The following is a 20,501-nucleotide window of genomic DNA, read 5'->3' on the forward strand; positions in this document are numbered from 1 at the left end:
TTTTTTGGAATGTATTTGTAACTTTTCTGTAACGATTTTTTAGTTTAGAAAAATTATACTCATATGTATGAGTATAATGGATAGGTAAAAAAGTAAAAGGACATATTCAAAATTTGTGGTAAGGAAAGATATCATATGCAGAAATGGTTAAGCATGATGGGAATTATCTTTATATTGACTGGATGTAAAATGTCTGAAGCTCCAACAAGTCTAATGGAAGCTCCTACAAATGAAAAATGGATTAATGAATTAAAGGAACAAATTGATAAAGATTTACCTGTTAATTATCGCTTACTTACTCCAATGTCTAATAGAGATAAACAGACGACATGGTCAATGAATTTCGAACGAGATAATAAAAAAGAAGCTGTCATCGTATATAAAATACCTAATGAAGATTATCATATATATTTAGCCGTATATGAGAAGAAAAATAATGGATGGAATATGAAGTCAACATATACATTTGATGGGGAAGAAGTAGATATTGTTGAGGTAGGAGATTTCACAGGGAGTGGGAAAAGGGAACTATTGATAGGAATAACTACCAATCGTGATTTATTAGAAAACACAATGTATGTTTTTTCCGATGAGAGTGACGATATAAAGGAATTTTATAGACAGAAGTATACAAAGTTATTTATAGATGATTTAAACAAAAATGGTTTTAAAGACATAAGCCTTGTTTCGTATATGAAAGATGAACAGTTGAAGGTTCAGTTCATTGAAAAGTTTAAGGTATTGTCAGAGGTTACATTTGATCCGTATATAAATAGTATTCAAAGAATACAAATGGGCCGTATTTCTAAATCATTAAAGGCAGTTGTAATCGATGCGGGAACAGGGGCTCATTCAGGTATAACTTATGTAGCAAAATTTGATCAGGATCATTATGAAGTATTACCTATAGGTGGGAAAGAAGATTTATTTAATGAATATGTTGTAGAAAGTAAAGATGTTAATGAAGACGGCATTATTGAATTTGTTCGTACTGTACGTCCAAAAGGTTGGGAGGATAAATCACATGGTGATAGTCCGCTTTTTGAACGTTACATACAGTGGAGTGAATCTGGAATTAAACCAATTGAAGAACGATATATAGATATAGAAAAAGGGTATTATGTGAAAATTCCTAAAGAGTTAATAGGGAAAATTACAATACCAGATCAGCAAAAAGAATCAAATTCTCAAAAGTTTTTGGATACAAGAACAAATAAAATATGGCTTGAAGTTCATATTTTTAAGCGGAAAGAATGGTTCAATATAAAAGGCTACAGCGCAGCAATTAAAACGGCTTCTCACGTATATGCAGTACCGAAGCAATCGGAATTTGAAAAAGTGAAAGCATATATAAAACCGCTAGCGGATTATCAACAAGAGTAGGAGGTGGGAATTATGTCAAAAATTTTAGTTTTAGAAGATGAATTAACGATCCGTAGCTTTATTGTTTTAAATTTAAAACGTGCTGGATTTTATGTAATAGAAGCTACTACTGGAGAAGAAGCGTTACAGATTTTGAGTGAACAAACTGTTGATATAGCACTGCTGGATGTAATGTTACCGGGGATTGATGGTTTAGAAGTTTGTAAGGCTATCAGGAAAGAAAATAAAAAAATGGGTATTATTATGTTAACCGCACGTGTACAAGATGAAGATAAGGTGCAAGGACTAGGAATAGGTGCAGATGATTATATTGCAAAACCGTTTAGTCCAGTAGTATTAACTGCACGTATACAGTCTTTATTAAGAAGAATAGAAGTACATGAAGAAAAAACGAATATTGTTACGTCAGGTCCATTTTCGTTAAATATTATAGAAGAAAGATTGTATAAAGATGGACAATTAGTCGATTTAACACCTACAGAGTATATGATATTACAGTATTTAATGAATCAGGCTTCAAAGCCAGTTTCGCGTGATGAAATTTTAAATATGATTTGGGGAACCAATTACGTAGGTGAGACGAAAGTAGTAGATGTAAATATGAGACGGTTACGTCAAAAAATAGAATGTAATCCATCAGAACCTGAATTTATTCTTACGGTGTGGGGAAAAGGATATGTGTGGAAGGAAAGTATGAGATGAAACAGAAAGTGACTTTATATTTTATGACGGTCATTACACTTATGCTTGTATTATTTGAAGTTGTATTTTCAGTCTCAATTTATCGATACTATTATAATGGTATTGTGCAATATATAGAGTCTCATGCGAAAACGAGTACACGTTTTTTTTCAGAATACAATTCACTATACTTTATTCGATTACAAGAATATAGTGGTGACATAATTAGTAGCTTTCAATTAGAAGGAACAGAATTACAGTTAATTGATCGTCACGGCTCGGTTATACAATCTTCAAGTGGTGAAAAGGTAGAAGGTAAAGTGAATATTCCACAATCATTATTAGAAGGTGAAATGTATAATCAAGTTACTACGAAAGGTAATGAAAAACAACTAGAGGTGCTAAGCCCACTTATACATCAAGGACAAACTATTGGTGTTTTAAAATATACGACTGTTTTAACAAATGTAAATAAAAAGATTATTGAAATTATTACGTTTACTATTTCTGTAGGTATTGTTATTTCGGGAGTCGCCTTCTTAATTAGTAGACGTTTGGCAAATTCATTTGTTGAGCCAATTGAATCCATTATTCAAGCCTCTTCACAAATTGCAGAAGGCACATTAAAGCAAAAAATTAAAGAAGATTATCCTGGAGAATTAGGTGAATTGGCACATAGTTTAAATTATATGGCCTATAAAATAGATAAGGCTGAGCAGATGAAAAATGAATTCATTGCTTCTATTTCGCACGAAATACGAACGCCTTTAACAGGAATTAAAGGTTGGAGTGAGACGTTAAAAACAGTAGATTATTTAACAGAAGAAGAAATAAAGCAAGGTATGGGCATTATTTCAGGTGAGACAGATAGGTTGATTCATTTAGTAGAAGAATTGCTAGATTTTTCAAGATTACAATCAAATCATTTTAATTTATATAAACAAAAGGTGCAATTGTACGATATACTAGAGGAGACGATTTGGCAATTAACTCCTAAATCGGAAGAGAAGGAAATTCAATTTATTACTACTATAGACCGAATTGAATTGATGGGAGATCGAAATAGGCTAAAGCAAGTTTTCTTGAATATTGTTCAAAATGCAATTAAGTATTCACATGAAAAAAGCACAATACACATTGAAGCAACTAAAATAGAAGGACAAGCAGTGATTAAGGTAAGAGACGAAGGGATTGGAATTGCTAAAGAACATTTACCATATATTGAGCAATCATTTTACCAAATTAATAATCATGCTGCAGGTGCAGGTATTGGTTTAGCTATCGTTAAAAAAATGGTAGAGCTTCATGGCGGTGCGCTTAGTGTTACAAGCAAAGAAGGAATAGGAACAACAATTTTGATAAAACTCCCATTATAATACAAATAAAATCTATTTATATGGTGAAATAAAAATAAATAGATGTATAATTATATTGGGCGATTTATATATAAGATTAATAGGGAGAGGAATTCGATAGAATGGAAAAAGCTTTAAAAATTAAACAAATAGTAGTCGTTTTAATAGCGATTGCCGCAGTAGCTATTGGGTATTACATGTTTCAATCAATTACTTCACCAGCAAAAGCTGTTGCGAAACAAGAAAATGTAGTGCAGCTTGCAAGTGAACAGCCGAAAGTTGAAATGAATAAAACGGCACCAAGTCGTTTTAATGGAAAAGAAAGAAAAGTTGCTTATCTTACATTTGACGATGGGCCAGGGAAATATACGGCTGAATTATTAAATACGCTAAAACAACATGATGCGAAGGCGACGTTCTTTTTAATTGGAGCGAATGTAAAAGAATTTCCTGATTTAGTGAAGCGTGAAAATGCTGAGGGTCATTATGTAGGCATGCATAGTATGACACATAATTTCGCAAAGTTATATAAAAATGGCGAGTATGTAAATGAGATGAAAGAAGATCAAGGTTTAATCGCTAATATTATTGGGAAATCACCTAAATTAACACGTCCTCCATATGGTTCGATGCCTGGATTGAATGAAGGTCTTCGAAATAAAGTGGTAGAAGGCGGATTTAAAGTATGGGATTGGACAATTGATTCATTAGATTGGAGATACAATAAAATGCCAGTTGATGCAGCTGCAGCACAAATTGCTCAAAACGTATTAACAAACGCAACAAAACCACAAGAAGTAATTTTAATGCATGATATTCACCCGCAATCAGTTGCTGCTGTGCCAGCAATTTTAAAGGGGCTAAAAGAAAAAGGTTATGAGTTTGAAGCTTATCATGAAGAGAGTCACTTCCCAGTGAACTTCTGGCATGATAACCGTATGTAATGGAGGAATGAACGTTGAAGTATGGAAAAGTAGCAGTAGTTGGAGCATTATCAGTAGGACTTTTAACAGGTTGTTTCGGTGAAAAGCCAGAAGAAAATCTATATACAGCTTTTGAAACAGCAGCAACACAAGAAAAATCTTTAGTGGATGAAGCAAAAAAATTAGAGCAGTTAGAGAAACAAGGGCAAGAATTATATGCTCAAATTTTGCAAGAAGGTAAAGATCATAATGAAGCAGTTGTGAAGAAAATAGAGCAAGCTACTGCAAATGTAGATGATCGTGAAAAAGTATTGAAAAGTGAGAAAGAAATGCTAGAAAAAGCACAGAAGGAAACGAAATCTGTTCAAAGTAATATAGAGAAGATTGAAGATAAGAAGTTACAAAAACAAGCAAAAGCAGTAGAAGAGTCGTATAAGAATCGTTATGATGCATTCCAAAAGATGAATGAAAATTACACGAAAGTGTTAGCAACTGAAAAAGAACTGTATGAAAAATTAAAAGTAAAAGAAACGAAATTAAAAGAAATCGGTGAAAAAGTTAAAACTGTTAATGAATTAAATGTGGAAGCACAAAAGTCGAAAGAGCAGTTTAACAAATTTACAAAAGAGTATAATGACAGTAAATTAGCATTCTACAAAGGTGCAGAAATTAAGATTAAAGATCAGAAATAAAGAAGAATCTAAAGTGTAATAAAAAGCCGGAGAAACATCGTTATAAATGTTTTTTCGGTTTTTTACGTTAAATGAATAGAAAAGACTGGAATTGATATCATAAAAGAGTTATAGTGAGTTATTCTAAGGGAAACATTGTAAAGTAAGGAGAATGGGAATATGTCATATGAATTTTTACTCAAATTAGGTTTAGCACTCTTTTTAGGATTATTCATCGGGATAGATAGGCAGCTAAAGAATAAACCACTTGGTGTGAAAACAAGTATGGTTATTTCTGTAGCAAGTTGTTTAATTACGATGGTTTCAATTGAATCTGTGCATGTATATTCTGTTCCAGGACATACAAATATGGATCCGATGCGACTGGCCGCTCAAATTGTTAGTGGAATTGGTTTTCTTGGCGCAGGTGTCATTTTACGAAGAAGTAATGACGTTATTTCTGGATTAACAACAGCTTCTATGGTGTGGGCTGCTTCAGCTTTAGGAATCGCAATTGGTGCGGGATTTTATTTACAAGCGACAGTTGCTATGGTTTTAATTATTTTAGCGATTAATGTACTTCCGCAACTTGTGAAAATTGCAGGACCGTATTCATTAAGACAAAAGGATTTATCTATAAAAATTACTGTTAAAGAGCATCATGAGTTAGATGGTATATTTAAGCAAATTAAAAATTTAGGCATGCATGTGAAACGCGTGAAAATTAAAGATATAGATAGTGGAGCATTTCAGCAACTAGAGATGGTTATTTTAGCTCCAGAAGATTTATATACAACAGAATTATATAGTTCCCTGAAAGAGATTGATCGAGTAGTTTCAGTTGAAGTGGAAAGTAGATAATTGTGATAAAAAAGAGTGAAGTGAATTCACTCTTTTTTATTTGGATTTTTAAGGAATGAAATTGATATAATGATGAGTAATAAAGGGGGAGAAATGATGGGAATACATATTAGAAGAGCAATAAAGGATGATATACAAGGTATAGCAAAGGTGCATGTTGATAGTTGGAAGACAGCGTATAAAGGGATATTTGCTGACGAAATTCTAGATAATATAGCATATGAGAAACGAGAAAAACAATGGGAAGATATTTTTCAAAAAGAAGGTAATCATCAATTTAGATTTGTAGCAGAGAATTTAAATGGAGAAATAGTTGGATTCATCGATGGGGGGATAGAAAGAACTGATACATATAATTGTGATGGAGAATTATATGCAATCTACCTTTTACAAGAGTATCAAGGAATGAAAATAGGACAAAAGTTATTTCAAGCGTTACTATCAGAATGTGTAAAGAATGATATGCAATCACTTTTAGTTTGGGTTGTTACGAATAATCCTTCTAAAAAGTTTTATGAAAAATTTAACCCTGAAAAAATTGATACGAAATTTTTAGAGAGAGTAAGGGTAGAAGAAACAGCGTATTGTTGGAGAGATTTGAATTTGTTATACAAAAAGTTATATAGATTTGCTTAAATAATATTATTATGTAAACTTTATGTTTGAAAGAGGTATACCAATTAAGGTATACCTCTTTTGTTTAACCATTTTGGATAGATTACTAATGAAAAATAATAAGTATGTATTTTGAAACTGAGTATTTTTTTCTTGTATTTTTAACTAGATTAAAGAAAAGAGAGAAAACAAGAAAAATTAAATCAGATAAAAAAATTCTGAAATATACTCTTGAATTGAATATCATTATCAATTAGAATCATAATTGATAACGACATTCAATTATCGTTTATTATATAAAATTTCGATAGCTTTAATATAAAGAGGAGGACCAACATGCAGCTTGCGAAACAAATCGCAGAACATGCAACATTACAAAGCTTTTTAAACTGTTATTTAAGAGAAACAGGGAGTGGAGAATGGATTACAGAGGATGAAAGAATGAAAAGTATCTTCAGTAATACATTGAATAGAGATACAGTCCCCACATATTTATGTTGTCGGCTATCGGCACAGAACGTTACTTTGTATGGAGAAGTTATATATAAATCACCAACAGATCGCCATTTGTTTGGAGAACAATTTTATTATCAAATTGGAGATAGTAATTCTGTTATTACAGCAGATTACGTTACAGTTATTACGTTTTTAATAAAAGAGATGTCGATCAACTACGGAGAAGGAACGAATCCTGCGGAACTTATGCTTCGAGTTATCCGTAGTTGTCAAAATATTGAGGAATTTACAAAAGAGAGAATAGAAGATACATCCGCATTATACGGTTTCCATACAACTTTTATAGAAGCGGAGCAGTCTTTATTATTTGGGCATTTAACTCATCCTACACCAAAGAGTAGACAGGGGATATTGGATTGGAAAAGTGCAATGTATTCTCCAGAATTAAAAGGGGAATGTCAGCTTCATTATTTTCGGGCACATAAAAGTATAGTAAATGAAAAATCATTATTATCAGATTCTACAACAACGGTTATAAAAGAAGGATTAAGTAATGATGAGATGGTTAGTAAGGAATTTATAGCGAAGTACTGTAAGGAAGATCAATATGCATTAATTCCAATTCATCCGCTTCAGGCAGAATGGCTCTTGCATCAAGCTTACGTACAAGATTGGATAATTCAAGAATTGCTTGAGTATATTGGTCCTGTAGGTAAGTATTATATGGCAACATCATCACTAAGGACGCTATATCATCCCAATTCGAAGTATATGCTTAAGTTTTCATTTCCGGTGAAAGTAACGAATTCAATGCGTATTAATAAACTGAAAGAACTTGAGAGTGGTCTTGAAGGGAAGGAAATGTTAAATACGGCTATTGGTGAAGTACGAGAAAGATTTCCAGGATTTGATTTTATTTGTGATCCAGCCTTTATTACATTAAATTATGGAACACAAGAATCTGGATTTGAAGTGATTATTCGTGAGAATCCTTTTTATAGTGAACATGCAAACGACGCAACATTAATTGCTGGGCTAGTTCAAGACGCTATACCTGGGGAGCGTACGCGGTTATCGAATATTATTCATCGCCTAGCAGATTTAGAAAGTAAAAGCTGTGAAGAAGTAAGCTTAGAGTGGTTTAGACGATATATGAATATTTCTTTAAAGCCAATGGTATGGATGTATTTACAGTATGGTGTTGCATTAGAAGCTCATCAGCAAAATAGCGTTGTTCAGCTAAAAGATGGTTATCCGGTCAAATATTATTTCCGTGATAATCAAGGATTTTATTTCTGTAATTCAATGAAAGAGATGCTTAATAATGAATTAGCTGGTATTGGAGAACGTACTGGAAATTTATATGACGACTATATTGTGGATGAGAGATTTCGTTACTACTTAATTTTCAATCATATGTTTGGCCTCATTAATGGTTTTGGCACAGCAGGATTAATTAAGGAGGAAATTCTTCTCTCGGAATTAAGGTCTGTACTTGAATCATTTCTTCCATATAACCGGGAACCTTCTACATTTTTAAGAGAATTATTGGACGAAGATAAGTTAGCGTGTAAAGCAAATTTACTAACGAGATTTTTCGATGTCGATGAGTTAAGTAATCCATTGGAGCAAGCTATTTATGTGCAAGTACATAATCCACTCGTTAGAGAAGTGGCTGTTCGTTCATAAATAACGTTAAAATTTCACGTAATACAAATAATGGTATTTTGTCATAAAGTGGAGGGTTTTATGAGAGTGGACATGTATCATACGAAAGTATTGAAGGCGCTCGAATCAGAAGATTACATTTCAGTACGAAGAAGAGTGCTACGTCAATTAGTAGAATCGTTAATTTATGAGGGGATTATTACACCGGTTCGCATAGAAAAAGAAGAACAACTTCTTTTTCTAATACAAGGACTTGATGAAGAAGGCAAAAGTGTCACGTACAAATGCTATGGCAGGGAACGGATGACATTTGGACGTATTTCGTTAGACTCATTAATAGTAAGAGTTCAAGATGAACAGCAAGAAATACAATCTGTCTCGCAATTTCTAGAAGAAGTTTTTCGGGTTACTAGTGTAGAACAAGCTAAATTAGATTCTTTTATACACGAATTAGAACAAACAATATTTAAAGACACGATTGCACAATATGAAAGAAATAATAAGAGAGAATATACTCAAAAATCTTACGATGAGTTTGAAAGCCATTTAATAGACGGCCATCCATATCATCCTAGTTATAAAGCACGTGTTGGATTTCAATATCGTGACAATTTTCAATATGGTTATGAATTTATGCAGCCAATAAAACTCATATGGATTGCAGCGCATAAGAATTATGCGACTGTAGGTTATGAGAATGAAGTGATGTATAACAACCTTTTAAAAGAGGAGATTGGCGATCGTAAATTAGAAGAATTTATGGAACGAATTCGTAATAAGGGATGTAATCCAAAACAGTACGTGTTTATACCTGTTCACCCATGGCAGTGGGTGAATTTCATCATTTCAAATTATGCGGATCATATACAGGGGAAATTTATTATTTATTTAGGAACATCAGAGGACGATTATTGCGCGCAACAGTCAATGAGAACATTAAGAAATATTACGAGTCCAAAGAAACCGTACGTTAAATTATCGATGAATTTACTCAACACTTCAACACTTCGTACGCTGAAACCATACTCTGTTGTGAGTGCACCAGCAATATCAAATTGGTTAAATGATGTTGTAAGTAATGACGCCTATTTAATGGATGAAGCACGTTTAATCTTGTTAAATGAGTTTTCCAGTGTAACGTATGACACGAATAAAAAAGCTATATATGGTTCATTAGGATGTATTTGGCGCGAAAGCATTCATAAGTATTTAGATGCACAAGAAGATGCAATTCCTTTTAATGGTTTATACGCTAAAGAGAAAGATGGTACACCAATTATTGATGCGTGGTTGAATAAATATGGAATGAAGGATTGGCTACAATTACTTATTCAAAAAGCGATAATACCAGTTATACATCTTGTTGTAGAGCATGGCATCGCACTGGAATCACATGGACAAAATATGATTCTAGTTCATAAAGAAGGGGTGCCTGTTCGTATTGCGTTAAAGGATTTTCATGAAGGGCTTGAGTTTTATCGTCCATATTTGAAAACGGTTGACAAATGTCCCGACTTTACTAAAATGCATAAAACATATGCGAATGGAAAAATGAATGATTTCTTTGAAATGGATCGCATTGAATGTTTGCAAGAGATGGTGTTAGATGCACTATTCCTGTTTAATTTAGGAGAATTAGCATTCGTACTTGCGGATGAATATGGATTGAAAGAAGAACATTTTTGGATGATGGTTGTTGAAGAAATTGAAGATCATTTAAGAATATATCCACATTTGAAAGGTAGATTTGAAAATATTCAATTATATGCACCTACATTCTATGCTGAACAATTAACGAAACGTCGATTATATATGGATGTGGAATCGCTTGTTCATGAAGTTCCAAATCCATTGTATAGAGTAAGACAACTTATGAAACAAAAATCAGCTGTTACAGGGGGAAATTATGCTAATCGTTAATAAACAAGAGTATAGCAAAAGTGATTTTGAATTGAGATTACAAGTTTATGAGGAAATGGAACAATTTCAAAAAGCAGAAGGAAATAGATTTGCACTTTGTCTGAAAGATCCATTCGATATTATTACGCTTGTGTTTTTCTTAAAAGAAAAGAAATCATCAGTATTACTTATACATGAAGATACGCCAAAAGAAACGGCTATTGAAATGGCAAAGCGTGCAAATTGTGTAGGGATTTTATATGGAGAATATGGCGATTTTACAAAATTAGAAGTAGGGAACTTTTTACTAGAAGAGCCTTCTTTATTGCAATATAGTTCGGGAACTACGGGAGAACCGAAACTGATTCGTAGAGCATGGACGGAAGTTGATACAGAAATTACTGCCTATAATGAAGCTTTAAACTGTGAAGTAGATGAAGTGCCAATCGTTATGGCTCCTGTTTCACATTCATACGGACTAATATGTGGTACGTTATCAGCAATTACGAGGGGGAGCAAGCCTGTAATCATTACGAACAAAAATCCTAAATTCGCATTAAATATAGTTCGCAATACAGAAAAACATATTATATATGCAGTACCACTTATGTTACACATTATGGGGAGTTTTCCATTAGGAACGTTCCAGTTTCATAAAATTATGACATCAGGATCGCCTTTGCCAGAAGCACTATTTTATAAACTAAAAAAATGACAACATATATGATGCAGCAATATGGTTGTTCTGAAGCAGGTTGTATTAGTATATGTCATGATATGAAGAGCCATTTAGATTTAGGAAACCCTCTACCTCATGCGAGTATAAGCATAGGTTCAGATGAAAATGCACCGGAAGAAATCGTCGTGAAAATGAATGATAAGGAAATCTTCACGAAAGATTTAGGGTATAAATCTGAGCGTGGCATTCATTTTATGGGGCGTATGGACGATGTAATTAATGTTTCGGGATTAAAAGTCTTTCCTATAGAGGTAGAAGAAACGATGCTTCGATTGGAAGGTGTTCAAGAGGCAATTGTATATCGAGGGAAACATCCTGTCATGGGCGAAATAGTTAAAGCGAAAGTGATCTCTCATGTTGATCCAGTACAAATAAGAGAATGGTGTATTCAGCACTTACCTTCTTATAAAGTTCCCCATGAAATTGACAGTGTAAATGAAATTCCTAAAAATAAAACTGGAAAAGTAAGTAGAAAGTTACTAGAGATGGGAGAGGTTACAACATGAGACGGGAAGCGTTAAAGAATGCCGTGTTAAAAATTATGATTGAAAAAATGGAACTGAAAAATGTAACGCATTTAGAAGAAACGATGCGCTTAAATCAAGATTTATATATAGATTCGGTAATGATGTTACAGCTTATTGTATACATAGAAATGGATGTAAAGCTATGCGTTCCAGAGGATGAGGTAGATCCAAAGGCATTTCTTACTGTAGGATCTTTGCTTGATTTTATGGAGGAGTTACAGGAAATAAATGTGAATAACTAACCTTTAGGAAAGTGGATGAGAGTATGACTTCAATTAAAGTGCACTGTTTAGTGAGTTGTTTTTGTGAAATTATAAAAAGGCGTAGCGACATTGATTTTCGTCCATTTTATTTTGGACTATGGGATGGAGATTTTGATATAACAGAAGGCGGAATTATTTCATATCACTCTGAAAACATTAACCATGATCATTATTTACTTTGGTTTGAAAAATTGTACGGTATTAAAGTAAACGAATGGTATGATCATGCAAAAGATAAAGATAGCAATGTAGAAACGTTTTTAGAATTAGTAGAAAACAAGCCGGAAAATCGTTATGTCATTGTAATGGTTGATATGTCTCTATTACCAGAGAGGGAAAATAAATTTCATCAAAAACCGTTTCCACATTATTTAATGATATCAAAAACAGAGAAAGAAGAAGAGTGGTTCATGCTAGATCCTGATTTTCGTTGGGAAGGAAATATGGAAAGAGAAAAAGTACTTCACTCTATTCAAGATAACCCATTTGGTGGAGGGTATTTCATTGATATAGAAGGAATTGGGGAGCCAACGCAAGAAACAGTAGCTAGTTATTTCACAGAAACATTCAAAAAGAACGACAATGAACTGACTATGGAGCTGAAAAATTTAATTGTAAAAATGGCAAATGAGGAAGAAGGATATGCGCTTTCTGGACTTGTAGCAGCAGTAAAACAAATACCAGTACTTGCAATTCGTAAATATAGTTATGAGCATGCCTTTGCATACTTCCGTGAAACGTTGCAATATTCGGAGCAAGAATTTGATTATTGGTGTGATCGGGTAGAGGATATTGTACAAGGATTTACAAATGTACAGTATCGTGCAATTAAAATGGCAATGACGAATAATAAAGGTATGCTAGTATCGATTATTGAAAAACTGGATGAAATGAATGCAATTGAACTGCAAATTAAGAAGGAATTAGAGAGACAGTTTCTATCATGGAAAGGTATGAAAACAAATCAGTCTGTCGCAACTTTTTAATAAGCTAACTGAATTTAAGATAGGGGAGTTTAATGCTATGAAATATTCGCTATGTACCATTTCATTTCGTCATCAATTAATTTCATTTACTGATATTGTTCAATTTGCATATGAAAACGGTTTTGAAGGAATTGAATTGTGGGGGACTCATGCACAAAATTTGTATATACAAGAACGCGAAACGACAGAACGAGAATTGACTTTTCTAAAGGATAAAAACTTAGAAATTACGATGATAAGTGATTACTTAGATATATCATTATCAGCAGATTTTGAAAAAACGATAGAGAAAAGTGAACAACTTGTAGTACTAGCTAATTGGTTTAATACGAATAAAATTCGCACGTTTGCTGGGCAAAAAGGGAGCAAGGACTTCTCGGAACAAGAGAGAAAAGAGTATGTGAAGCGAATACGTAAGATTTGTGATGTGTTTGCTCAGCACAATATGTATGTGCTGTTAGAAACACATCCCAATACACTAACAGACACATTGCCTTCTACTATAGAACTATTAGAAGAAGTAAATCATCCGAATTTAAAAATAAATCTTGATTTTCTTCATATATGGGAGTCTGGCGCAGATCCAATAGACAGTTTCCATCGATTAAAGCCGTGGACACTACATTACCATTTTAAGAATATATCTTCAGCGGATTATTTGCATGTGTTTGAACCTAATAATGTATATGCTGCAGCAGGAAGTCGTATTGGTATGGTTCCGTTATTTGAAGGTATTGTAAATTATGATGAGATTATTCAGGAAGTGAGAGGTACGGATCTTTTTGCTTCCTTAGAATGGTTTGGACATAATGCAAAAGAGATGTTAAAAGAAGAAATGAAAGTATTAATAAATAGAAAATTAGAAGTAGTAACTTCGTAATGTGAAATGATGTGAGAGTCTCGTTTTAGAGGCTCTTTTTTTATGGTAAAAAATAACCAAAAATTTCCATGTATTTTAATTTGAATTTAACACAATTTATATATAAATAAGGAGGTGATTGGTAATGGCTAGAAATCGTAATTCTAATCAATTAGCATCACATGGAGCACAAGCAGCTTTAGATCAAATGAAATATGAAATTGCACAAGAGTTTGGTGTACAACTTGGCGCTGATACTTCTTCACGTGCAAACGGTTCTGTAGGCGGTGAAATTACAAAACGCCTTGTAGCGATGGCAGAACAACAACTTGGTGGCGGATATACTCGCTAATTGTAGAAGGTTATAGGAGAAAGGAAGGATTCTTCCTTTCTTTTTTTTCAATTAATTGGTATGGATATATTGTGAACTGGATTCAAAGAATAGGAATAATACTATAATTTCCCCAATTTCTTTTGTTGTGAATGGGAAGTAGTAAAGATGTAATAGCCCTGGTGGAATGAAAAGTTACGTTCCAGCAGGGCTATTATATGGTAAGAAATATATGATGAAAGGTTTCGAAGCCAACATGTTAAAAAAAGAAAACTGTTGTTTAATTGCGCTTGCATCAGTTCCACTTGTTATGACATTAGGGAATTCAATGCTCATCCCAATTCTGCCGACTATTGAAAAGAAATTACATATTTCATCGTTTCAAGTATCCATGATTATTACAATTTACTCTATCGTAGCCATTCTACTTATACCGATTGCTGGTTATTTATCAGATAGATGGGGACGAAAGATGGTAATGGTTCCGAGTTTGCTGATTGCAGCTATAGGAGGAGCGATAACTGGTTGGGTATCTTGGAAAGTTGATAATCCCTACAATTGGATATTGATTGGTAGAGCGATTCAAGGTATTGGTGCTGCTGGTGCAATGCCAGTTGTTATACCGTGTGTTGGTGATTTATACAAAGACGAAAAACAAGTTAGTACAGGTTTAGGAATCATAGAAACATCCAATACATTTGGGAAAGTGCTGAGCCCTATTTTAGGGTCTGCTCTTGCTGCCGTTGTATGGTTCTTACCATTTTGGGCGATTCCAATTTTATGCGTAGTATCAATTGTTTTATTACTTGTTCTAGTAAAGGCAAAGAAACAAGAAGGAGAAGTACCACCACTTAAAGAGTTTATAAAATCTATTCTGTCTACGTTTCGAGAAAAAGGAAGATGGTTAATTGCCATTTTTGCATTAGGTGCAATTATTATGCTTATTTTATTCGGAATTCTCTTTTATTTGTCGACTATACTGGAATCAAAGTATGACATTCATGGTATATGGAAAGGGTGTGTGCTTGCTATCCCGTTACTTGTACTGTCACTTAGTTCATATATGGCCGGTAAAAAAATTGGAGATAATCAAAATGTTATGAAGAAGTGTATCTATATTGGTTTTTTAATGGCAGCTGCATCAGTCATCATTCCTTTATTTATAAAAGGGATTTATTTACTACTTCTTTGTCTCGTTATTATGGGGATAGGGATTGGTATGGCACTCCCATGTTTAGATGCCCTCATTACACAAGGAATTGAAAAGGAGCAAAGGGGAACAGTTACGTCATTTTACAGTTCAATGCGATTTATCGGTGTAGCAGCTGGACCACCTTTATATTCTTTTTTCATGAAAGGGGCGGACCATGAAGTGTTTTATTTGACTAGTATTTTCGCTGCCATTGGTGCTGTCATAGCAATCATTTGGATTAAACCAGCAAAGGATGCAAAGGCGGTAAAACAGAAACCGGAACCTACTTCATAATTTGTAAGAGAATTGCATGATGTTTTGAGTAACATGCAATTCTCTTTCGTTCATTAAGAATAAATAACTTGTTTTAACATATAAAGTGCGACACCCCATATGATGAGACCAGAAAATTTATTTAATAATAAAATTGTCTTTCCGGTTGAGTCTAGTCTTTTTAGAAATTTCCCCGCTAAAGCTAAGCTTATAAACCAAATCCAAGAAACGATAATAGTTGCAAGTGTGAAAGCCCATTTTTCACTTCCTATGTATTGAATAGAATTTGTTCCAATTACACCGATTGTGTCTAAAATAGCATGTGGATTTAATAACGAAACTGATGCTGCGAAAAGGATTTGCTTTTTTAAGGGCATACTTTTTTCTTGTGTTACATCGTTGGAAGGGCTACTTCTCCAAATAACAAAGCCCATGTATAGGAGAAAGAAAAATCCAATTATATATAATGAGTTAGTTAGCCAAGAAAAAGTAAGGAGTACAAGGGAGACACCTTGCACTGCAATCAATATGAGTAACGTATCACATATAGAGGCAGTTAATACTACAGGGGCTGCCCTCCAAATGTTTGGTTGGCTCGCACCTTGGTTAAAGACAAAAACATTTTGTACACCTAATGGAATGATAAGTCCAAATGCAAGAATGATACCATGAATAATTGCTTCACTCATCATATTACCTCCTATTTTAATTCATTATGATAGTGTATATTGTATAGAAGAAATGAAAATTTGTATCCATCCATATGGTTGGGGAGGTTACCAACCAAAAAGAATATAAGGTGATATGATGGAAAGATTCGTTTGGAAACCGGATATGTCTCTAGCGACGCCGCTGTATAAACAAATAGAAACGTATATAAAAGAAAGGATCGTTAATGGAGAATGGACCGTTGGAACGAAATTACCTTCACAAAGAGATTTGGCCCATACATTTGGTGTGAATCGAAGCACAATTGTAATGGCTTTCGATGAACTAGTTGCGAAGGGATATATTGAAGGGAATGGCAGGAAAGGAACAATTGTTGTAAATAATAATGAGAATGTTTCAACTTACGCACCCCCGCCTAATTGGCAGTCTTATGTAGAAACAGGACTTCATTATCCGAATCTCCCAGCTATTCAAGAGATTAATCAAGCTGAATTTTACCCACATGTAATTCGGTTAGGAACAGGTGAGCTCGCGCCGAGTCTCTTACCTGAGAAAAAGATGAAAGAAATTATGAATAACCTTTTAAAGTCAAATGTGACGCTTGGGTATGAAGAGCCGAAAGGAAATCTTTATTTAAGGGAAAAGATTTCCGAATACTTAAAGGAGCATGGCGTATATGTATCTCCTGACTCTATATTAATTGTTTCAGGAGCAATTCAAGCGCTGCAACTTATTTCTATGGGGCTTCTTTCGAAAGGGGCATCAATCTTATTAGAGAAACCATCCTATTTATATTCGCTTAATGTTTTTCAATCAGCAGGAGTACGTTTAATTGGAATCCCAATGGATGAAAGCGGGTTACATACATCATATATTAAGAAATATAAGAAGCAATTTAATGCCTCTATTTTATATACAATCCCGTCTTTTCATAATCCAACGAACTTTAGTATGAATGCGAAGAAACGAATAGAAGTGATGGAAATATGTAATGAAATTGGATTACCTATTATAGAGGACGCAGTGTATCAAGACTTATGGTTTGATGCACCTAGTTCGAAACCTTTAAAAGCCTATGATAAAAATGGAATCGTACTACATATTGGAAGCATGTCCAAAGTAATTAGTCCAGGTTTAAGAATTGGATGGATTGTTGGACCCGAGCCAGTAATTCAAAGATTGTCAGACATAAAGATGCAAACAGATTATGGTTCAAGCACTATATCCCAGCAAATTGCAGCAGAGTGGTTTACAAATGGTCTATATGATGAGCATTTGCGATTTGTAAGAAGTGAATTGAAAAAACGAAGAGATTTTATGTTACTAATGTTAGATAAATATCTTCGTGAAATAGCAACTTGGCATGAACCAACAGGCGGGTTTTATATATGGGTACATATAAAAGTACCCATTTCATATCGCAGTTTATTTGATAAAGCTCTGCAAGAAAAGGTTTTATTAAACCCAGGTACTTTATATGATAGAAGTGCAAATCAATTTTTGCGCCTATCGTATTCATACGCAACGTTAGAAGAAATTGAAATAGGTATAAAAAAACTTGCACAACTAATGAAAAAGTAAGAGGAGAAAGTAATGAAACAATATGTAATTTGCCAAATGATCAATGGAGAAAAATATTTAGCTGCTTATGCGGAGACGAAGCAAGAGGCGATTGAAAAAGCAGAACTGTTAGGATTAAGAACGGGAAATCGTTACATAGTTATAACTGCAGAAGAAGCCGAAGGCTTAACGTATCCTTAAACAATGTATGAGATTATATAGGAAGTAAATAAGTCTAGTAATATAAGAATTTACTAGGCTTATTTACTATTAAGTTGTTAAACGTTCTCGTATTTATACGCAAAGTAATAATATTATGAGTCAAGTTGACGAAAAAATCGATTTGTCTTTCGGTCTTGATTTCCTTTTCTATACTCATCAATATATTGCCTAAAGTTCCAAGCTTGTAAAAATTTATTAGCAGAGTTATAACCAGAATTGTAAAGCCAGTCTTTTTCTTCCTTCGTCAGTTCAAAATTAGTACTTGTAATCGTTCCTGTTGGAATTGTAATCGTTCTTGCTTTTGATTCCTTATCTAAATGACGTAAATCATGAGCTTGCATCATTGTTTTAAATAGTCCTTTGAACATAGAAATAGGCTCGTTATAGTGAGCAGGGTCAGCTTGAATCTCATCTTTTACAAAATGAAATCCGAAAGTCGGCCAGCGAGGAGCGGTAGGTGAATCGAAGATCCAAATTGGATAATTACTTAGAATTCCTCCGTCAACCATATAACAAGGCTGCTTCCATTTTGGAGTTCTCCATTTTACGGGTTCAAAGAAGAAGGGGATTGTACTACTCATTCTTACCGCTTTAGCGATAGAGAAGCGATAATTTAAAAATCCATAGTTTGGTAAGTCGTCAGGAAAGACAACCATTTTACCATTACTAATATCAGAAGCGATGATTTTGAGTTTGTTTAGATCCGGTAAATCAGTAAATAAATGAACACCTTTTTTTCGAAGTAATTCTTCAATCCATTCTTCTATAAATACATTAGAGTATATACCTAGAGTAGTCCATGCACTTAGTCCTTTTCCGATAAAGGGGATTTTGTCAATAAAGGTTTTCTTCGTAAATTTGTTATAATCGATATCAGTTATAATGGTTTTTAGCTCTGAACAAGAATATCCTGCAGCTAAAAGTGCCGCGATAATTGCACCAGCTGATGTTCCAGCTACACGTTCCCATTCATAACCTTTTTCGGCTAACGCGCAAATTGCCCCAACATGCGCAATACCGCGCACACCGCCTCCTTCAAAAACACCATCAATCTTCATTAAACATACTTCCTTTCAAATGAAAGATTTGGAAATGGCAAAAAAGCACGTATTGTACGTGCTTTTTTACAATGGTTTTTAAGTTTACTAGCAGCCTACAAAGCCGCCCCAACAGCTAGCTCCGATGATGATTAGAAGGATGAATAAAACGATTAATAAAGCGAAACCTCCGTAACCACAACCACCACAGCTACCGCCGTAACCGTAACCGCCGCAACTATATCCGTAACCCATGTGGAATTCCTCCTTATATTAAAAATAAAAATGAACGAGGGGAAAATGTACTGGAAGAACTAAAGAACTATCGTGTTTGTAGGAACAATGTATAGTATGCTTTTTTAAACTTGTTCGCGTACGAAGGATAAGCCCGTTTTTTGGAGGCTTGTTGATTTTGTAAAGAATGAAGTATAATCTTTGTACTATGATATAAATAAGTATGTAAATGTAAGGAGAATTTATGAATAAAAAAATTGAAGTATTAATTGATAAATATGAACTAACACACTTGAAAGAGGAACTTATTAATACTGTATTTCCTTGTATAAAAGTTGTGCCAAAGCAGCAGGAAACTGTTGCGATAGGTAGTTCGAAAATGGGAGGAGTTCCTGATTTACCAGCTTTATTTGAATATCCAAAGCATAAAGGAAATCCACTACAATTTATCGCGCAATTTAACTTAAGTGATTTACAAAACGTTGGTATGGATCACAATCTTCCTAAGACGGGGATGCTGTATTTCTTTTGCATTGAAAATTATTTTGAAGAAAATGTGAAGCTAACAGAGGCTGGGCGTGTACTTTATTATGATGTTCCTGTAGAGCAATTACGAAGAGGAAATGAAGTACAAGCGAAATATAACCAGTGTGCAATTACTTTTGAACTGACATACAAATTACCAGAACTTTTCATTGAAGATGAGGCTGATTCAGATCGTTTCTTGCAATTACTTGAAGAGCTAATTCCGGATAACTACGATAACCATCAAATGTTTGGCGAGCCATTCTCTGTACAAGAAGAAGTGTTATATGAGACGGGAGAATATATGGGAGTAGACCCGCAGCAAATGACTCTTTTATTCCAAATTGATTCAGATCATAAAAATTGTAATATGGTTTGGGGAGAACTAGGGATGCTATATTTCTGTATTAGTAATGAAGATTTGAAAAATCAACGTTTTGAAAATACATGCTGCGTATTACAAACATGCTAATGAAAAAAGGTTGTTCTTTTAAAAAGAACAACCTTTTTATGTGAATTAGTTAATATGCATAATCTCATATGACCTATACGAAAAAGTATTGTATACTCTG

General features: G+C 33.8%; 20 protein-coding genes and 1 pseudogene. 18 read left to right on the plus strand and 3 right to left on the minus strand.

Annotated elements, in window-relative coordinates:
- Nucleotides 1-135 precede the first annotated feature (135 nt).
- From HMPREF1014_RS09905 to bcbE, 15 genes and pseudogenes are all read left to right on the plus strand, one after another.
- Nucleotides 136-1,383 (plus strand): hypothetical protein, encoded by a 1,248-nt coding sequence (locus HMPREF1014_RS09905; RefSeq protein ID WP_001174876.1) that lies wholly within the window; start codon nucleotides 136-138, stop codon nucleotides 1,381-1,383.
- Nucleotides 1,384-1,395: 12 nt separating this feature from the next.
- The gene (locus HMPREF1014_RS09910) at nucleotides 1,396-2,085 is read left to right on the plus strand and encodes a response regulator transcription factor (RefSeq protein ID WP_000036071.1); all 690 of its coding nucleotides are present in this window, start codon (nucleotides 1,396-1,398) and stop codon (nucleotides 2,083-2,085) included.
- Nucleotides 2,082-3,440, plus strand: a complete 1,359-nt coding sequence (locus HMPREF1014_RS09915) for a sensor histidine kinase (protein WP_000811036.1) — start codon at nucleotides 2,082-2,084, stop codon at nucleotides 3,438-3,440. Before HMPREF1014_RS09910 ends, HMPREF1014_RS09915 begins: the two co-directional genes overlap by 4 nt.
- 101 nt (nucleotides 3,441-3,541) lie before the next feature.
- Complete coding sequence (locus tag HMPREF1014_RS09920; RefSeq protein WP_000409484.1) at nucleotides 3,542-4,363, plus strand: peptidoglycan-N-acetylglucosamine deacetylase; 822 nt, start codon at nucleotides 3,542-3,544, stop codon at nucleotides 4,361-4,363.
- A 14-nt stretch (nucleotides 4,364-4,377) separates the two neighbouring features.
- Complete coding sequence (locus HMPREF1014_RS09925) at nucleotides 4,378-5,034, plus strand: YkyA family protein (protein WP_000873566.1); 657 nt, start codon at nucleotides 4,378-4,380, stop codon at nucleotides 5,032-5,034.
- Nucleotides 5,035-5,193: 159 nt separating this feature from the next.
- Complete coding sequence (locus HMPREF1014_RS09930) at nucleotides 5,194-5,874, plus strand: MgtC/SapB family protein (RefSeq protein WP_000119510.1); 681 nt, start codon at nucleotides 5,194-5,196, stop codon at nucleotides 5,872-5,874.
- A 93-nt stretch (nucleotides 5,875-5,967) separates the two neighbouring features.
- The gene (locus tag HMPREF1014_RS09935; protein WP_043307030.1) at nucleotides 5,968-6,510 is read left to right on the plus strand and encodes a GNAT family N-acetyltransferase; all 543 of its coding nucleotides are present in this window, start codon (nucleotides 5,968-5,970) and stop codon (nucleotides 6,508-6,510) included.
- A 315-nt stretch (nucleotides 6,511-6,825) separates the two neighbouring features.
- Nucleotides 6,826-8,634, plus strand: a complete 1,809-nt coding sequence (locus HMPREF1014_RS09940; protein ID WP_001175122.1) for an IucA/IucC family protein — start codon at nucleotides 6,826-6,828, stop codon at nucleotides 8,632-8,634.
- A 60-nt stretch (nucleotides 8,635-8,694) separates the two neighbouring features.
- A complete protein-coding gene (locus tag HMPREF1014_RS09945; protein WP_001261833.1) occupies nucleotides 8,695-10,533 on the plus strand; it encodes an IucA/IucC family protein in 1,839 nt (612 codons plus the stop codon).
- A pseudogene (locus HMPREF1014_RS09950) lies at nucleotides 10,520-11,757 on the plus strand (AMP-binding protein). The gene HMPREF1014_RS09945 and the pseudogene HMPREF1014_RS09950 overlap by 14 nt, the downstream one beginning before the upstream one ends.
- Nucleotides 11,754-12,020, plus strand: a complete 267-nt coding sequence (gene asbD / locus HMPREF1014_RS09955) for a petrobactin biosynthesis protein AsbD (protein WP_001250561.1) — start codon at nucleotides 11,754-11,756, stop codon at nucleotides 12,018-12,020. Before HMPREF1014_RS09950 ends, asbD begins: the two are co-directional and overlap by 4 nt.
- 23 nt (nucleotides 12,021-12,043) lie before the next feature.
- Nucleotides 12,044-13,027 (plus strand): DUF6005 family protein, encoded by a 984-nt coding sequence (locus HMPREF1014_RS09960; protein ID WP_000200704.1) that lies wholly within the window; start codon nucleotides 12,044-12,046, stop codon nucleotides 13,025-13,027.
- A 37-nt stretch (nucleotides 13,028-13,064) separates the two neighbouring features.
- Nucleotides 13,065-13,907 (plus strand): sugar phosphate isomerase/epimerase family protein, encoded by an 843-nt coding sequence (locus tag HMPREF1014_RS09965; protein WP_000877671.1) that lies wholly within the window; start codon nucleotides 13,065-13,067, stop codon nucleotides 13,905-13,907.
- Nucleotides 13,908-14,031: 124 nt separating this feature from the next.
- Nucleotides 14,032-14,238, plus strand: a complete 207-nt coding sequence (locus HMPREF1014_RS09970) for an alpha/beta-type small acid-soluble spore protein (protein ID WP_000113545.1) — start codon at nucleotides 14,032-14,034, stop codon at nucleotides 14,236-14,238.
- A gap of 235 nt (nucleotides 14,239-14,473) precedes the next feature.
- Nucleotides 14,474-15,703 carry a bacillibactin exporter BcbE gene (bcbE, locus tag HMPREF1014_RS09975; protein WP_033667350.1) on the plus strand — a complete coding sequence of 410 codons (1,230 nt, stop codon included), beginning with the start codon at nucleotides 14,474-14,476 and terminating at the stop codon, nucleotides 15,701-15,703.
- Between the two features lie 53 nt (nucleotides 15,704-15,756).
- Here bcbE and HMPREF1014_RS09980 read toward each other — a convergent pair whose 3' ends face one another.
- Entirely contained in the window at nucleotides 15,757-16,371 is a 615-nt protein-coding gene (locus HMPREF1014_RS09980) for a LysE/ArgO family amino acid transporter (protein WP_001287305.1), read from the minus strand.
- Between the two features lie 118 nt (nucleotides 16,372-16,489).
- Here HMPREF1014_RS09980 and HMPREF1014_RS09985 point away from each other — a divergent pair, with 118 nt between their 5' ends.
- Nucleotides 16,490-17,932: an aminotransferase-like domain-containing protein gene (locus HMPREF1014_RS09985; RefSeq protein WP_000439399.1), complete on the plus strand. Its 1,443-nt coding sequence runs from the start codon at nucleotides 16,490-16,492 to the stop codon at nucleotides 17,930-17,932.
- A 12-nt stretch (nucleotides 17,933-17,944) separates the two neighbouring features.
- Nucleotides 17,945-18,112, plus strand: a complete 168-nt coding sequence (locus HMPREF1014_RS09990; RefSeq protein WP_000816389.1) for a DUF3933 family protein — start codon at nucleotides 17,945-17,947, stop codon at nucleotides 18,110-18,112.
- 113 nt (nucleotides 18,113-18,225) lie between these two features.
- Here the strand turns inward: HMPREF1014_RS09990 and HMPREF1014_RS09995 are convergent, their stop codons facing one another.
- A complete protein-coding gene (locus tag HMPREF1014_RS09995; RefSeq protein ID WP_000686789.1) occupies nucleotides 18,226-19,191 on the minus strand; it encodes a patatin-like phospholipase family protein in 966 nt (321 codons plus the stop codon).
- 87 nt (nucleotides 19,192-19,278) lie between these two features.
- Nucleotides 19,279-19,425: a YjcZ family sporulation protein gene (locus tag HMPREF1014_RS10000; protein WP_000540425.1), complete on the minus strand. Its 147-nt coding sequence runs from the start codon at nucleotides 19,423-19,425 to the stop codon at nucleotides 19,279-19,281.
- Between the two features lie 223 nt (nucleotides 19,426-19,648).
- Here HMPREF1014_RS10000 and HMPREF1014_RS10005 point away from each other — a divergent pair, with 223 nt between their 5' ends.
- Nucleotides 19,649-20,401 (plus strand): YwqG family protein, encoded by a 753-nt coding sequence (locus HMPREF1014_RS10005; RefSeq protein WP_001034836.1) that lies wholly within the window; start codon nucleotides 19,649-19,651, stop codon nucleotides 20,399-20,401.
- Nucleotides 20,402-20,501: the final 100 nt, after the last annotated feature.

Origin of the sequence: Bacillus sp. 7_6_55CFAA_CT2, from assembly GCF_000238655.1 — a bacterium.
GTDB classification, from domain to species: Bacteria; Bacillota; Bacilli; order Bacillales; family Bacillaceae_G; genus Bacillus_A; species Bacillus_A cereus.

What these genes read in the sequence shown, in the direction of transcription:
- HMPREF1014_RS09995 (WP_000686789.1), bottom strand. Translation starts at nt 19,191, where the DNA reads ATGAAGATTGATGGTGTTTTTGAAGGAGGCGGTGTGCGCGGTATTGCG.
- HMPREF1014_RS09940 (WP_001175122.1), top strand. Translation starts at nt 6,826, where the DNA reads ATGCAGCTTGCGAAACAAATCGCAGAACATGCAACATTACAAAGCTTT.
- HMPREF1014_RS09945 (WP_001261833.1), top strand. Translation starts at nt 8,695, where the DNA reads ATGAGAGTGGACATGTATCATACGAAAGTATTGAAGGCGCTCGAATCA.
- HMPREF1014_RS10000 (WP_000540425.1), bottom strand. Translation starts at nt 19,425, where the DNA reads ATGGGTTACGGATATAGTTGCGGCGGTTACGGTTACGGCGGTAGCTGT.
- HMPREF1014_RS10005 (WP_001034836.1), top strand. Translation starts at nt 19,649, where the DNA reads ATGAATAAAAAAATTGAAGTATTAATTGATAAATATGAACTAACACAC.
- HMPREF1014_RS09910 (WP_000036071.1), top strand. Translation starts at nt 1,396, where the DNA reads ATGTCAAAAATTTTAGTTTTAGAAGATGAATTAACGATCCGTAGCTTT.
- HMPREF1014_RS09915 (WP_000811036.1), top strand. Translation starts at nt 2,082, where the DNA reads ATGAAACAGAAAGTGACTTTATATTTTATGACGGTCATTACACTTATG.
- HMPREF1014_RS09980 (WP_001287305.1), bottom strand. Translation starts at nt 16,371, where the DNA reads ATGAGTGAAGCAATTATTCATGGTATCATTCTTGCATTTGGACTTATC.
- HMPREF1014_RS09985 (WP_000439399.1), top strand. Translation starts at nt 16,490, where the DNA reads ATGGAAAGATTCGTTTGGAAACCGGATATGTCTCTAGCGACGCCGCTG.
- HMPREF1014_RS09905 (WP_001174876.1), top strand. Translation starts at nt 136, where the DNA reads ATGCAGAAATGGTTAAGCATGATGGGAATTATCTTTATATTGACTGGA.
- HMPREF1014_RS09930 (WP_000119510.1), top strand. Translation starts at nt 5,194, where the DNA reads ATGTCATATGAATTTTTACTCAAATTAGGTTTAGCACTCTTTTTAGGA.
- HMPREF1014_RS09965 (WP_000877671.1), top strand. Translation starts at nt 13,065, where the DNA reads ATGAAATATTCGCTATGTACCATTTCATTTCGTCATCAATTAATTTCA.
- HMPREF1014_RS09970 (WP_000113545.1), top strand. Translation starts at nt 14,032, where the DNA reads ATGGCTAGAAATCGTAATTCTAATCAATTAGCATCACATGGAGCACAA.
- HMPREF1014_RS09920 (WP_000409484.1), top strand. Translation starts at nt 3,542, where the DNA reads ATGGAAAAAGCTTTAAAAATTAAACAAATAGTAGTCGTTTTAATAGCG.
- HMPREF1014_RS09990 (WP_000816389.1), top strand. Translation starts at nt 17,945, where the DNA reads ATGAAACAATATGTAATTTGCCAAATGATCAATGGAGAAAAATATTTA.
- HMPREF1014_RS09935 (WP_043307030.1), top strand. Translation starts at nt 5,968, where the DNA reads ATGATGGGAATACATATTAGAAGAGCAATAAAGGATGATATACAAGGT.
- HMPREF1014_RS09960 (WP_000200704.1), top strand. Translation starts at nt 12,044, where the DNA reads ATGACTTCAATTAAAGTGCACTGTTTAGTGAGTTGTTTTTGTGAAATT.
- asbD (WP_001250561.1), top strand. Translation starts at nt 11,754, where the DNA reads ATGAGACGGGAAGCGTTAAAGAATGCCGTGTTAAAAATTATGATTGAA.
- bcbE (WP_033667350.1), top strand. Translation starts at nt 14,474, where the DNA reads ATGTTAAAAAAAGAAAACTGTTGTTTAATTGCGCTTGCATCAGTTCCA.